This window comes from Paenibacillus swuensis (assembly GCF_001644605.1).
GTDB classification, from domain to species: Bacteria; Bacillota; Bacilli; order Paenibacillales; family DY6; genus Paenibacillus_N; species Paenibacillus_N swuensis.
Map to the genome: position 1 here is coordinate 701402 of NZ_CP011388.1, position 14748 is coordinate 716149.

10 protein-coding genes are annotated in these 14748 nt (G+C 48.0%); 2 read left to right on the top strand and 8 right to left on the bottom strand.

What is annotated here, in order from left to right; all coding sequences use genetic code 11:
• Positions 1-101: 101 nt before the first annotated feature.
• Positions 102-7955, bottom strand: coding sequence for a 5'-nucleotidase C-terminal domain-containing protein (locus SY83_RS03090; protein ID WP_231891421.1), 7854 nt, complete (start codon positions 7953-7955; stop codon positions 102-104).
• 182 nt (positions 7956-8137) lie between these two features.
• On the opposite strand from SY83_RS03090, the gene SY83_RS03095 reads away from it, so the two are divergent.
• Both SY83_RS03095 and SY83_RS03100 read left to right on the top strand, forming a co-directional pair.
• Positions 8138-9256, top strand: a complete 1119-nt coding sequence (locus SY83_RS03095) for a HupE/UreJ family protein (RefSeq protein WP_068604162.1) — start codon at positions 8138-8140, stop codon at positions 9254-9256.
• A gap of 107 nt (positions 9257-9363) precedes the next feature.
• On the top strand, positions 9364-10122 hold the full coding sequence (locus SY83_RS03100) for an alpha/beta fold hydrolase (RefSeq protein WP_068604165.1): 759 nt from the start codon (positions 9364-9366) through the stop codon (positions 10120-10122).
• Here SY83_RS03100 and SY83_RS03105 read toward each other — a convergent pair.
• The 7 genes from SY83_RS03105 to SY83_RS03135 form a co-directional block, all read right to left on the bottom strand.
• Positions 10110-10661: a DUF3299 domain-containing protein gene (locus tag SY83_RS03105; RefSeq protein WP_068604166.1), complete on the bottom strand. Its 552-nt coding sequence runs from the start codon at positions 10659-10661 to the stop codon at positions 10110-10112. The two genes, SY83_RS03100 and SY83_RS03105, sit on opposite strands and share 13 nt — an antisense overlap.
• Positions 10662-10679: 18 nt before the next feature.
• Positions 10680-11933, bottom strand: a complete 1254-nt coding sequence (locus SY83_RS03110; protein ID WP_068604169.1) for an ABC transporter permease — start codon at positions 11931-11933, stop codon at positions 10680-10682.
• Entirely contained in the window at positions 11930-12637 is a 708-nt protein-coding gene (locus SY83_RS03115) for an ABC transporter ATP-binding protein (RefSeq protein ID WP_068604171.1), read from the bottom strand. The genes SY83_RS03110 and SY83_RS03115 overlap by 4 nt, the downstream gene beginning before the upstream one ends.
• A 320-nt stretch (positions 12638-12957) precedes the next feature.
• Positions 12958-13284, bottom strand: coding sequence for a DNA-binding protein (locus tag SY83_RS03120; protein ID WP_331709979.1), 327 nt, complete (start codon positions 13282-13284; stop codon positions 12958-12960).
• Positions 13284-13556 (bottom strand): hypothetical protein, encoded by a 273-nt coding sequence (locus SY83_RS23230; RefSeq protein WP_197479951.1) that lies wholly within the window; start codon positions 13554-13556, stop codon positions 13284-13286. The genes SY83_RS03120 and SY83_RS23230 overlap by 1 nt, the downstream gene beginning before the upstream one ends.
• Positions 13557-13722: 166 nt before the next feature.
• Positions 13723-14148, bottom strand: a complete 426-nt coding sequence (locus SY83_RS03130) for a hypothetical protein (RefSeq protein ID WP_068604173.1) — start codon at positions 14146-14148, stop codon at positions 13723-13725.
• Positions 14149-14285: 137 nt separating this feature from the next.
• Positions 14286-14744, bottom strand: a complete 459-nt coding sequence (locus SY83_RS03135; RefSeq protein WP_068604176.1) for a hypothetical protein — start codon at positions 14742-14744, stop codon at positions 14286-14288.
• Between the last annotated feature and the right edge of the window lie 4 nt (positions 14745-14748).

Below are 14748 nucleotides of genomic sequence, written 5' to 3' on the forward strand. Positions count from 1 at the left end.
GTTCGATTATTGTTGGTTTGGTGTTCTGATCTTGCTTTTTTACGCAAAAGAAAAGAAGACCCACGCTGAGGCATGAGCCTTCTACTTGTAGCACACTAGATTTACTTGCTGAAATCGATCTTACTCAACATCCGGTTCAATAAAGCCGCCGCTTCCGCGCGTGTTGATGCTTGCTTTGGCTTTACGTTGCCGTTCACGCCTTGCATAATTGAAGCGTCGTATAGAGCCGACACCGCTTGCTTGGCCCAAGGACTGATCTTGTCGGCATCCTTGGCGTTTATTGCATTGCTGTTGTTTAATGGTGTGTTGTTGGCTAAGAACATGGCGTTGTAGAGCATAACGGCCATTTCTTCTCTTGTAATCAGGTGATTCGGATTAAAGCTCCCCTTCGCATCACCTTTTACCAGACCGTGTCCCGCCGCGGCTTCAACCGCAGATGAATACCATTGACCGGACTTAATATCCGTAAACGTGTTGACTGTTGCAGCCGTAGTCGTTCCAAGACCCATGGCTTTGGCGATCATCATCGCGAATTCTGCCCGGGTAATATTTTGATTAGGCTGGAACTTCGTTGCGTTGATCCCGGACACAATCATTTTGCCCGCCATGGATTCAATATCCGCTTTAGCCCAATGGTTGGTTATATCCGCAAAGGTTCTTGCGTTCTCCATAACCACAAATGTGCTGTTCGTAAAGCTGAATAGGTGCACTTTACCGTCGATCCACTTGAAAGGTATAGGCTCGTAAGTAACCGTACCGTCCGGCTGGGTAACTACGCGTACAACGGCTAAGCTTGCCGCATTGTCCGGTGTTTTCTTCAGTTCAACCGTTCTTTCAACGTATTGTGTAAAGGCAGCGACTTCCCGCTCCGGACCGTTATTGACGGAAACCACAATTGAGAAATCCACGGCTGCCAGTACTTTAATTCCTTTAAGCATCGCTTGCTGCTCCGCTTGTTCGTTGCTCGTAAGCTTGAACTTCACGGTTACATTCTCACCTTGGCCAACCGCCTTCTTGAGCTCTTCGACCGGCAGGATATACTGGCCAACAGGCGTGCTGACAACAATCTCCTCCGCTTTAGTACTGGTGAATATTTGCTCCACTGCATTAGGCTCTAGTTTAACTTGGTAACCGTCAACAGATGAGTCTTCGGCCTTCACAACTAGTTGAATTACACCATCTACGGCTTCATTAATATTGGATACGCTCAAAAGAATTACATCTTTACCATTCTCTTTAATCTTTTCTGTTTTATCTTTGTTGCCGTTGTTTCCATTGTTTCCGTTGTTTCCGTTGTTTCCATTGTTTCCATTGTTTCCGTTGTTTCCATTGTTGCCGTTGTTGCCGTTGTTGCCGTTGTTGCCGTTGTTGCCGTTGTTGCCGTTGTTGCCGTTGTTGCCGTTGTTGCCGTTGTTGCCGGTACCTAACTCCCTTATAATCCGACCCTCTACCTTCGGGGCAATAACCCCGTTAAAGCTGTTCATATGCTCAATGAAAATCTCGTAATCCGCAAACCCTAAATCCTCGCGGTACGATGTGCTTCCAACCACCGGCTTGAAGGAATTATAACCGTCTCCGCCCAAGCCTACGAAACTGTTCGTAGCCACCCGATATGTAGCTGTAAGATCCAAAGCTTCAAATCCGGTTCCGTTATGGATCTGCACATCATACACCCAGTTCCCCGCGGTACGATCCGGACTCCATTTGAATTTCATGCCCGCCACTTGCGGGAACTTACCCGGCAAGGAAGCCAAGGCCGCGCCGCTGACGCCGTTCTCCAGGCCATCCTTCAGCTGCTGACCCGTAACATCCAGCACATACAGCGTGTTGCCGAAAGGCATGACGGTCCGAAGCTCACCCATCGTAATTTTGCCTATATCAATGGAGCCCCGAATCCCTCCGCCGTTCATAATGGCTACATCCGCTTGCTTCAACGCCTTAGCTTTGGCCAGCATGCCGTCCGCGATAAAGTTACCCAGATTGGTTTCCTTCGCTCTGACATTCTCCCGCACGCCATCAAGCACAACGGTTGTCTCGCCGATCTCCTGGTTCTTCACTGCTTCCAGCTTGCCGTTATAGAAGTTCAGCATGGACTTAGCCGTTGCATCTTCAGGCACAGCCGCGTCCACCTTCAGCAAATTTCCTTGCGTTTCCGCGGGCAGCACGTTTCCGTCCTTATCAAAAGTAACATCCAAACGCCCCAAGAACTTGCCCCACTCGTTCGCTTGCACAATAATTGTCGGTGTCTGGTGCTGAGCATCGGTCACCACCGTAGGCTTCTCCAACAGCGTATGGGTGTGGCCTCCGACAATGACGTCAATGCCTTCCACCGCTTTAGCCAGCTCTTCGTCTCTGGAGTACCCCAGATGGGACACCACGATAATTTTGTTAATGCCTTGGTTCCGCAGAACTTCAACCGTCGCTTGAGCCGAAGCATTCGCATCGTTAAACGTAATGTTATCGCCCGGACTCGAGGTCTCTACCGTATCTTCCGTCGTTAGTCCGATGAGTCCCACCTTTTGCCCGTAAACGTTCATGATCACTGATGGGTAAATTCCTGCAACGGCGGTCGTTTTGGCCGCATTCGCATCAATGGTTATCTGATTACGCAGCAATGGACTCGTCAAAGGCTCCTGAGCAAAATCAACATTGGCGCTAAGCAACGGGAACTTGGCCTTACTCACAAACTCAGCCAGCGCCGCAGGACCTTTGTCGAACTCATGGTTACCGAACGTCATCGCATCATAGCCCATGTAATTCATGAACTCCAGATCCGCGAGGCCCATCCATTCCGTGAAGTAGAGATCGCCCGAGAACACATCCCCCGCATCAAGCAAAAGGCTGTCGCTAACCTCGCTGCGAATCTGCTTCACCAGCGTTGCCCGTCTGGCCACATCCGCCAAGTGCGCATGCGTGTCGTTCGTATGCATCAACGTCAGCTTCCATGGCTGCTCCAGGGAGTTGTCCGTGGTCAGCTTCAAATCTTCACCATAAATAATCCGCAAGCGATTGCCCAAAGCCCCCACCGACGCGATTCCGGCAGCTTCAATCCAATCCCCAGTCTTGAAGCGTTTTAAATTCAAAGGCAGATAACCGTCTGTATGCAGACGCGCCTGAACCCCTTTGTGCTCCAGCAAGACGTAACTGCCCGCATCATTAATCTCTTTTATCTGACCGACCGTCTTCACATATTGACCTGTATAAGCGCCGTCGGCCACCTGCTTAATTGTAGCCGCTTTGGCTTCTCTCTTCGTGCCCGGACCGGCATACAGAATTTGATACTTGAAGTTCTCAAAGCTCAGCTCTTTCTCGCCTTCAAATTCCGTGATTCCGCCTGTCGCGATCACTACCGTACCTACAGGCAGATCCTTGCCGCTGGCTCCAAAGAGCGCGATCCCGCCTGTGTCATCCTGAATATACACGGTGTCGAAGAACTTGCCCGTAGGCGCCGTCACAACCCCTTGAACTGTAACGACTTCGCCGGGTTGCGTGTTCTGCCTAACGTCAGCGATCGTTTGAATGCGATTATGCTCGGTCGCCCAATCGACCAACCGCAGCAAGAATGCCGTATTACTTACATCATTCACAATTTCAAAATCGGAATACCAATGCCTTCCGGAAACAATGACTTTACCGTTGCCAATGGTTTCTTTGGCGATTAAAGGGATCTTGGCTCCATCCGGCCCTGAGGTTTGAGCAGGATCGTTCTCTCCCCCAATGGCGCTATTGTACGTGTAAGATCCCGGTTGAACATTAAAGTTGTAGGAAGTGGCATTCCCCGCGACCAGCACTTCCAGATCCGTTGCCGCGTTGTTCTCCAAAGCTTGCATATCCTTGTTGACCAGAGAGGCTCCGCTGAAATAACGGATTGCTTCCATATTGTTGTTTAGTCCGCTCACCGTTGTCGGCATCGTCTTGGCGTAAACGGACCATTTCATGCCGCCGCTAAAGCTATCAGAGCTGTTAGGCTCATAAACATTATCGTTATTGATCCGAATGTTCGAGTCCAACTTCGTGAGCAACGGATTCAACATTGTTGCGCCGTCCTCGAACGTATGATTGGATTTACCCGAAACCATCAGCGATCCGCCGGCTTTCACCCAATCCGAGATGGCTTGTCTCTCCGCTTCCGTCATATCATTGGCCAGCGCGGTAGGCGTGTTCAGGATGAATAAATCGTACCCGGCAAGGGTGGCGGGCGTGATGACAGCTTCATTCATTTTGGCCAAAAAGCCGTACCGTCTCAGCAGCTCCGTAATATTCAACATCGCGCCGGGAACGTCTGCATTATTATGAAACTTGTCAATCAGCACTTTCTTGTTGTTGGATTTCACGATTGTCACGGTTTTGTTAATCTGGGTCACCGTGGTGATGTCCGGCTGCTCCGTCAACTTCGTAATGATCTGGACCTGTCCATGGTTAGCCGGCGTCCACTTGGCCGATACAGACTTCTTCCGATTCGGCGCCAGATAGTCCACCGTGCCTGAACCGATCAGGTTCGCCGGTGAAACGGAACCTTGGTAGAATTGAACCTCCAGGTTATTCGCGGCGTAGACGCCCATATTGCTGAGCTCCGCCGTCAACGTCGTTTCTTGCCCCGGCACGGTAGGATCCGGATTGACCGTAACCCCGACCAGCTTCACGTCGTTCTCTCCGCCAATGGTGAAGATCGGACTGGCTGTCGTCCACTTATCGCCTTTATGATATACCTTCACGACATACCAGTTGGCACCGTCACCCTTGGTTACTTTAGGAGTCCACGTTTCTTCCGTTAACTCGGCCACATCTTTGCTGTCAATGACCATACCCGCATTCGTAATCAGCTCCATGCGAATAATCGGATCGTTGGCATCTTTAACATGCACCTCGAAGTTAATCTCTTCGCCCTTGCTCACATTCAAGGTACTGCCCATCCAGTGACCGTTCGCTTTCACCTTGAGTTCGGTATCGCGGGCTTCGGTAGAGTAGAATCTGCGGTTCCGAATCGCTTCATAGAAAGATTCACGGGACAGATCCTTGGCGATGACCGCCGTCAGATTGTCCGGGTCGCCCCAGTTGGTGCTGTGATTATCTTGAGCATTACTTGCTCCTACATGCCAACCGTTGTCCAATGCTTTAAAAAAGTGGCTTTCCGCACGCGCATAACTGTAAGGCGGCGCCCCGTTACCGACCTCGATCATCGACATCATGTGATCAATGTCAGGATCGTAAGAAAGGTTGTTGAACGAATCGTTCGGCCAGTTCGGATGATTGAACGCCGCGATCGCGCCTTCTTGCTCGCCAAGCCAATCGTAGAAATCGGCTAAATCCGTCATGGTTTTACGTTCAACATATTTATCGGTATTAAATACATTGGAGTGACCCACATTGCTGTACGTCATCTCAAACCCGCGAAGGGCAAGGAAGTCGCTGTTAGCGGCGTTAAACGCATCCGCTTGCTGCTTGGTCAGCGCCCACTCGGAATTCGTTTTCTCTTCATATTCATTCTTGTTGGTAACATAAGTGTCGCCTTCAAATTGATTCGAATGATCTGTGACAATCAGATAATCCAGGTTGTTCGCTTTCGCTTTGGCAAAAGCGTCGGTCGGCGTTCCTGCGCCGTCCGAATACTGAGTATGCGCATGAGGGATGCCGAAGAACGTTTTCAGTCCCGCATCCGCAACGTTTTCCTGTACGAAGAAGTAAGATTTGTAAGTATTCAAGTTTGCATTGGTATCCGCAAGCGCGATTTCGAGTTTATGCTCGCCGATGGACAGATCCGTTGCCGGCGTGTAGCTGATGGTTCCGGCGGCTTCATCTTTGATTACAGAAGAACTGACATCCGTCCCGTCCAACTTAACCAATAAGCTAGACCAGTTCAGATCATACGAGGTCTTCTCCACTTTGGCCGAAATGACAGGTTTCTTGTTGTAGGTGGATTCCATCTTGCCTGGCTTCACCTGATACACGAGCGGAACCTGATCAGCCGCAGGCAAGTCTTTCACCTTCATATCTTCCAGCGAGCGCGGAAAAATTTGATATCCGGTTTTACGAACATCACCGGCGACAAATTGTCCCAATATACCCGTGATCTCGTAGGTTTCATCTTTAGTCAGCTTGTCGGTTGAGAAGCCGGGAACGGTAGTCATCACACGCATCGTCATGGATTTTCCGTCCGGGTCGGCAACGATAATGTTGTAGCCTCCGCCTGCAGCTGTTGCAGGAATGGTTGTAATCTTTGCCTCTGTTTTCACTAACTTGCCTTCCAGAGATTCGGCTGTGTCATAGTTTGTTAATTCCGCTACTGTTTTGGAGACTGCCGTTGGTGCTGTCTCTGTGCTTATTTTGCTGACAACAGCCTTATCCAGTTCGATCAATCCATTGTAATCTGTAATCTTGCCTGTTACTTCAACACGGTCACCCGGAGCAACCATGAGGGAACTGCCGTATACGTTAATGCCCGCTTCCTGATCCTGAATGTAGATGGATTTGTTGCCGATGATATTGTTACTTACCGTGACAACACCTTGTACCTTGTACTTCAACCCGTTGCCGTCGAGAACAGCAATTCCGTTGGAATCTACCGCTCTCAGATCCTTAATGCCGTTAACGGATGTAATCTCAATCGACTGAGTTACCGCGACACCCGGGCTTTCCGCCTTGGTTAGTCCCGCTTCCGTTACCGTTTGCGTTACATAAACTTGAGAGAGTTGGAGTGCGCTGTTATCAAACTTGAACTCAAATTTCCCTGTGTTCCCTGTCGCAATGGATGTCATTCCGTCGGAAGGGGTACCTTTAAACATTAATTTGGACCCAGACGCGGCTGGATTTCCGTTGTAAACCGAGATGGTTACACTTGTCGATCCGGTTGTGGCCACCGCTGATTTCATTTGCCCTGTAACGATGCCGAGACCTGTCGCGGCTTCAGTGTAGAACGTCACTCTGGAGCCGTTCACATCCGGAGATTGCGAACTGCTGGTGCCTGTCGCCTGGACAAGCACAGGCGCGCTTTCCGCAAGGCCCGGTGCCGTTGCGGTTACGTATACGGCTGTTTTCGCGGCAGCCGCGTTATCGATCGGCGCGAATCCAAAGACGCCGTAAGTGTCCGCGGTAACCGTCTGTACCGGGTTGACGCCTGCACCAGGCATGTCCAGGTACAGCTTCACTTCGGAGGAAGCCGCAACCGCGTAGGTTGTGCCTGTTACCGTAGCTGCCGCAGGGTTGGTGTTGTTGAACACCATTTTGGAAGCGTCAGGTGTGGTTGTAATTGTTGGTGTAGGGTTGCCTCCGCCTCCGCTTGTGACGGATGAGTTCTTAGGCGAAGGTGCGCCCAATGTGAAATCCGCACTATTGTTATTCGTGTCCCAACCGCTTCCGTTGCTCGTGTCGGATACGGCGTCCGTACCGGAGTTTGTTTTGCGGTGGACACTGGTTGTATTGGAAAGAGCAGGCGTTGCGGCCGTTTCAAAGGCATTTGCCGTTCCCGCACCAACGAAATCAACCACATTTGCGTCCGTTGGACCGGTAATGTTTGAAGTACTACTTACCAACGCCAATTTAAACTCTGTTGCGCTCATACCAATAGTGCCGCCTGCTACATCAGGCGAATTTAAACCAGGTGCACCATGTGTATTTGTACCTTTTGCTTCTTCAACTAAGAAATAGCTGTACGGTGCAATGGTACCTGTCAAGTTCGTTTTTAGTGGGGAAGTGAAGTTCCCCGTTTTGCTCGTATATTGCACTGACCATCCTGTCAAATCCACGGGATTGCTTGTAGGGTTATATAACTCTATAAAATCGTTACTAAGCTGTGCCCCGCTATTCCCTCCTCCGCCATAGGCTTCACTAATGACGACGTGATCTGCCTGAGCAGCCTCTGCCTGACCCATGAAGCCTTGCGGTAACAATGTCCCCACGATCATCAACAACGCCATCAACGCGCTGATTGTTCTTTTGCCCCGATTAAACCAATTCACCAATCTCTTCTCCCCCTCAAATGGATGGTTATGGAATCACCTCTTAATCTAGCAATCATTCATCAACGGGGTGTCATGCTTTTCTTAAAATCTTGTAAATATTACATTATTCGATCAGATTTAACATACTTTACTTATAATGAACTCATGGAAAATCCTCTATCTAAGGTGGTCAAAAAAATATGAAACGATTACGACGTTTATCCCGTTGGTTCCGTTCTTTTCGCCCTTTAACTCTATGTATGTCTTTCATTTTCCTGTTCTCCCTGCCTTCCGCCGTAATGGCGCATCCGCTTTCTACGAGTTTTACCGAAATAAACGTTGACGAGAAACATGTCGACGTTTCCTTCGCGCTGGACGAGCTGTCGGTTCTGGAGCAACTGCAGATTGACGCGAATCAAGACGGTCGGTTGGACCCTATGGAAACGGAAGCTCAGGCCGCTAACATTGCCGGTATGATCGAGCAATTTGTTACGATTCAACTGGACGGAATGTCCCAACGAGGGGAATGGCAGTCCGTCGAATACCGACAAAGCCAGGATAAGTGGGTTGTAGAAACTACGGTGCGCTATGCATTACCAGCCAAGTCGGAGCAATTAACCCTGCAAGACCGATTCTATGAAAATTCGCAGGAAAGCGTGGCCTACACCAACTTCGTCTCCATTGCCAAAGAGGGCCAAACGACTGAAACCATATTGAAAGGCGACGACCGTTCCTGGTCCCTTCCGCTTCAACAGGCAGAAGCCATGAACAACTCTTCTTGGTGGTCCTTCTTCAAGCTGGGTATGGAACATATCCTCACGGGCTATGATCATCTGCTGTTCTTATTTGCGTTATTATTGGCAAGACAGTCTCTCAAAGAGCATATTCAAGTGGTCACCGCCTTCACCATCGCGCACAGTATCACCATTACGCTTGGGGTCATGGGTATTGTAAGTTTACCGGGCCGGTTTGTGGAATCATTCATCGCATTCAGCATCTGTTACGTGGCGGCCGAAAATATTTTCCGTCGGAAAATCCAGCTCCGCTGGTCGCTCACCTTCCTGTTCGGACTGATTCACGGGTTGGGCTTTGCCGGAATTCTGACCGAGATGAACATTCCGAAGAGTCATCTGGCGGTCTCTATGTTAAGTTTTAATCTCGGAATCGAAGTCATCCAGATCGCGCTGATCCTATGTGTCGTGCCTGTTCTGCGTTGGGTGCAACAGAAGCAGCTTTATCCGGTGGCCGCCAACATCGCTTCCTCTCTAATCATCGCCATGGGCGGCTTGTGGTTGTTCGAACGGATCTTCTCCTCCTAACAACGGAGCGTAACTCCTGCCGTGAGCGGGAGTTATTTTTATTTTGGAACACAGTTGGATAAAGCACGTAACAGTACATAAATTACTGATGAATGAGGTGGGATGTCATGCGTATTGAACAATCCATTGTGAAAACGTCCAAAGGAAATGTGCAGTACCATAAGAGCGGTAACGGCGAGTGCCGTGTGGTTCTGATCAACGGAGGTTCGGGGCCGATCGAAGGCTGGATGAGGGTTCTGACCGACATTTCGCAGGCATCCACGGTGTTTGCCTATAACCGGTTAGGGGTCGCAGGCAGCGACAAACCGAAAGAATCGCAAGACGGCATAACGATCGTGGAAACGTTAAGGGAGGCTTTAACGCTTGCAAATTTCCAACCTCCCTATGTGCTCGTAGGACATTCGCTTGGGGGATTATATGCTAATTTATTTGCGCGGATGTACCCGAGTGAGGTTGCGGGGATCGTCTTTTTGGAAGCCAGTCATCCGAAAGATTTACTCCTGAACCAGCATCAGGGCAAGGTCGTGCGATGGTTGAACAAAGCACTTTCGATGTTCGATTCCTTTTCTCCAAGCAAAGCATTTAACGAAGTTCATTATGTGAACCAGACCGCTGAGCAAATCCAGCAGCTGGATGCTTTCCCGGAGGTTCCGGTGTATGTGGTAACGGGCGGCAAGGAAAACCGAATGATGCCTGAGGAGGCTCGAAAACAACGGCTTGCGAATCAACGGGAGTTACTCTCTCTGTCCAAATATAGCAAACACATCATCGCGAACAACAGCGGACATTTCCCTCAATTAACAGAACCCGCGCTTGTCATTAACACCATTAAAGAATGTGTGGAACAAGTTAATCATCGCGCCTGATAAGGCTCTACGCTGGCATCCACCAGCCTGTACATGCTGATTAATCCTGTCGCTTCATCGGCCTCTTCGCCAATTTCGAGCTTCCCGTAGGCCCACAAGGCTTGATTCGTGAAGTCAACGGATGCTCCATCTTTCACGTACACGGCGATGGCTTCCATATACTTGGGATTATCCGTGGAACAGAACGGACAGGCGGCTCCGGCCGTCGGCACCAGATAGATGAAACGGTTATCGATAGGCGTTAACTCGGTCATGTAGCCGTGAATACCCACCATCTTGCCGTGAAGTTCCGCCATGTCCGGGTTAATTTGACCGTCCCCCGTGGCGGAGGAGGTAAAGAAATCCTTGAACTGGATTTCGGTGAGACCGTTATCGGATGTGGAGACGGATTTGGAGATGGGTGAGACGTTGTTGGCGATGCCTGAAGCGGCGGGCTCCTGTGGATTGACCGTTCTGTCGTCCGTGCCGCAACCGATGAGCAACAGGAGTAAGGCTAGCATGGTTATGCTTGTTTTGATAATAGTGGACCCTCGTGTCATATGATGTACTCCCTTTTTTCAGTGTATGGAACGGAATCTGCCTTGGATTTGTCGATACGTAACCATCATCGGAATTAAAGCGATGAAGAAACCTAGCAGCATGAACATCCCTGCCGAACGAAGCATTGCCGGGTTTAAAGTCCAGGGCGGCAAAGACAACCCGAACTGAGACTTACTGTATACATCGATTCCAAGCATGAGCAAAAATGAGACGATTCCTCCGCCCGCGGTGCCAATCACCGTAATCAGCAGTGTTTCCAAAATTAAACATTGTAGGATTACTCTCTTCGAAACGCCAATCGCACGGAGCACCGATGTTTCTGAGCGTCTACGCTCGTGCGCGTTCAGCATCGTAAGAATAACCAGAATCCCCGCCAAGGCAATGGATATCCCAGATAAAACATACACCAGCTGCTTGCCCCAATCGAGATTGGCGAGTAATTTACGGAACGTTTGCACGGTATAGACCGCTTGAACTCCCTCCGCCGCATCCAACTCGGACTTTAGCTGCGGGGCATATCCCAACTGCTCAGGCTTGATCAGGATGGCCGTAATTTCGCGTTCGTGTTCTGATGCGGGTTCTTCTGGAGTAGTTTCAGGTGCTGTATGCGTATCTGTGGTCGAGCTTGGCTCCTCTTGATGTTCATGGACATGCCACACGCTCTCTAATGTGGTGAATACCGTCAGATCATCCGCATTCCCTGTCGGACGTAGGATGCCGACTACTTGGTGTTGCAGTTGGTCGTGCACTTCCGAAGACAAATCTGTCCCGTGATTGGAGTAGAACGTATCTCCCACCTGCAGTTTCAAGGTCCGCGCCGCTTCTGATCCGAGAACGACTTCACCCTCTTGGTGAAACCAGTTCCCGCCAACCAACTGAAATCTGGTCTTCATGCCGGCTCTATAGGGTTGAAAGTAGGCTTTCGTCGTGCCCACAATCGGAACACCGAGATAGGAGTCACCAAGAGCGACGGGCACAGCTTGTAACACACGCTTGTCCTGTTGCATCTTTTCATAAAGCTCATAAGAAATATTGCCCAAAGGCACGTCCATGCGCATCAGACTGCTCAATACTAGTTGCATCGAGCTTCCCTCTGCGCCGGCGACAAGATCATAAGTGGCGGACTGTCTCTTGATCGTTTCATCCAACCCGTTAGATAGAATTAGGATGGTAAATACCAATGCCGAGGCGACCATCATCGAAATCGCTGTAATGGCGGTTGTCGCCCAGCGCCCGCGCATGCTTAACAAGGTGAACTTCCATAGGGTCATAGCGCTGCCTCCGCAGTTAGAGCGTTGGTCTTCGCTTCTTGGAGGCGGGACATGGATTCCCGGCGGGGAAACTGTGCGGCCAGATGCTGATCATGGGTCACCATCAGGAGGGTCTGACCGGTTGCATTGCAAAGCTCGCGCATTTGCTCCACAATCTCCGCTCCCATCTGTGCATCCAGGTTGCCTGTAGGCTCGTCCGCAAGAAGCAGCTCCGGCTCATGCAGCATCGCCCGCGCTATCGCCACGCGTTGTTGCTCGCCTCTGGAGAGCAGACCCGCCTTGGTGTGCATGCGATGACCCAGATTCATACGGGTCAGCAGGTCTTTGGCCCGCTGCTGCGCTATTCCCGCCGGAATACCGGCTGCCATGCGCTGAACGAGCACATTATCTATTGCGCTGAAATGCGGGAACAACAGGAAATCCTGAAACACAATACCTATCCGTTGTCCCCGAATGGAGTCTCTTTCCGCTTCTGACAGGCTGTGAAGGGCATGGTTAAACAACGTAACCTCCCCGGATGTGGGCAAGTCCATACCGGAGATTAATTGGAGCAGCGTCGTCTTCCCCGATCCGCTGGGGCCGGTTAACACAACTTGTTCTCCGCGCATAATGCGCAGCGCCTCAATCCGGAGAAGCACTTCTTCCTGACCGTTTACGCGTATGCTTTTGACCAGATTTGTACATTCTATTGCGGTTTCTTGCATCCTCATCACAACCTCCATACCCTTGACCATCGTTCTACTCTAGCAAAACACTGTTTTGGGAAATGAAGTATTGTGTAAAATCGTGGTTAAAACAAATATTAGCTAACTACTACGCGCACATCCTTTCGCTCACGGGCGAAAGTTTCCGTCTACAGCAAGCCATAGATTCACTGGCAGGTGACCTCGGCATTTTTAGGGATTACATGGATTACCCTTATTCTCTATATAAAATAAGGTTAACTCGGCACTAGGTAGCCAAAAAAAAAAAAAAAAAAAGAAACCTTGAAAGGCATAATTTCAGCCAATCAAGGTTTTGTCCGTTATTTATCAGAATATTTCTTAATCCAGTCTTCAAGGTCTCTTTCAACATGTAAATATTCATCTGGACTATCTTTTATATCGACCCCAGAAACAACTTGAAGAAAATCCCACACAATCTCATCTGCGATATTTGGTTCGTCTTGCATTACATATTCTGACGCCCAATCCGAAACTTCTTCTCTTGATAGTTTTCCTTGTAAAATCATATTTAATTTATATATAATTTCTTCTTTTGTTGGCTGACCCACTTTCTCACCACTTTCCAATATAAGTTCCACTACTATCAAATCTATAATGAACTTTTGACCCACCTGTAAATTTAACATCAGGCCTCCCACACAGCTGCAATTTCCATCCCCTCGCACTGTTCTTTAGTTGCTTCTAACATCTCACCCTTATAATAAATGAAATATTCACCCGAGATACTATCTATTATACAAGTAGAGGATGGCCATTTTTCGTTATCATTTCGGAATGGACGGCTATCTACCAATGGCCAGTTTCCCGATTTTAGTACATCATCGTAAACTCCAACTATAAATTGATATTCCTCAATGCTCGGTAAATCTCCAATATTCTCTCCAACATGTTTATACACTCCGATAGAAGCATCAAAAAACACTCTTCCAAAAGCAAATTTCCATTGGGTAAAGGTATTGCATGTACGTTACCTATTTCAATTCGCTTTCTTCGTTTAATCATCTCATACCAAACTCCTTATTTCGTCAAACAACTGATAACTTGATTTAATCGATAACTGACTGCTATTCAAGAAATCTTTGTTTAACTTTCCCAAGATCAATAAATAATTGTTCTTCATTAATGATTAATTTTTTCTCTTTTATCCTCAGCACTACTAACTCAAGAGCATAATGCATCCAGTTATATAGATAATTACGAATATCAGCATTACTTTTTTTTTGCCATTTTTCTTTTGGCATACCAATATCCACTGTAATATAACGTTGTTTTGTATATAGCTTTAGATATTTACAACCTTCGAATTCCCAATACCATATCTCGCCATCAATACGTCCAATCAATGCAATTTCATCTACATCCGGTGAATAAGAATGATTACAGAATCGTTTTAGTAGTTTTCTCAATTCAATTAAATGCGGTGAGACCGCAGTTGCTGAAGCCTCGTCACCCATTTGCGAGCCAAATGTTATATAGTTATTGGTAGTCAAAGTTGTCACCTCGTTTTTTTTGCAATTCTTATATGGTAATATTGCGAAGCATCTTATTTGGTTTTACATAGGTGAAGTGTGTGCTAGGTTACAACAAAGAAACCTTGAAAGGCATGAAGCCAATCAAGGTAATATAATTAATTTAGTTCCGATAAATCAAGATCAAAATCATCCTCTTCGTAATCATACGCACTATTACCAATAATCTCACTTTCCACACGAACTTGTATTTCTCGTATACGTTTTTCAGGAATTCCATAAGAACCCAATAATATTATCAATGCATCAAAATAAAACTGAAGATATGGAATAACTTGATTAGAGGAACTTACAATAGCTTCGTATGGTAGCCATAAGCCCCAGTTAATAAATTTGTCCTTCCGGTTAATTTCAGGACCTTTTACCATGACATTTAAAGTTGCTTTGTTTGTAGAAACTATTAAATTAATAAAATCCATATCTTTCTCTTTTGTATTTAGTTGTAGATCTGAACTAATCGTGTCATTTAACTCTTCCCTAATCTTCAAGTCAACTTTATGACTAATTGAAAAAAAACTATTTACTTCACTAAATAAACTGCTCGTTAATATCCTCAAGTTT

Bases quoted from the DNA above. Each gene is read 5' to 3' on its own strand.
- SY83_RS03100 (WP_068604165.1), top strand. From the start codon at position 9,364: ATGCGTATTGAACAATCCATTGTGAAAACGTCCAAAGGAAATGTGCAG.
- SY83_RS03115 (WP_068604171.1), bottom strand. From the start codon at position 12,637: ATGCAAGAAACCGCAATAGAATGTACAAATCTGGTCAAAAGCATACGC.
- SY83_RS03110 (WP_068604169.1), bottom strand. From the start codon at position 11,933: ATGACCCTATGGAAGTTCACCTTGTTAAGCATGCGCGGGCGCTGGGCG.
- SY83_RS03120 (WP_331709979.1), bottom strand. From the start codon at position 13,284: ATGTTAAATTTACAGGTGGGTCAAAAGTTCATTATAGATTTGATAGTA.
- SY83_RS03095 (WP_068604162.1), top strand. From the start codon at position 8,138: ATGAAACGATTACGACGTTTATCCCGTTGGTTCCGTTCTTTTCGCCCT.
- SY83_RS03105 (WP_068604166.1), bottom strand. From the start codon at position 10,661: ATGACACGAGGGTCCACTATTATCAAAACAAGCATAACCATGCTAGCC.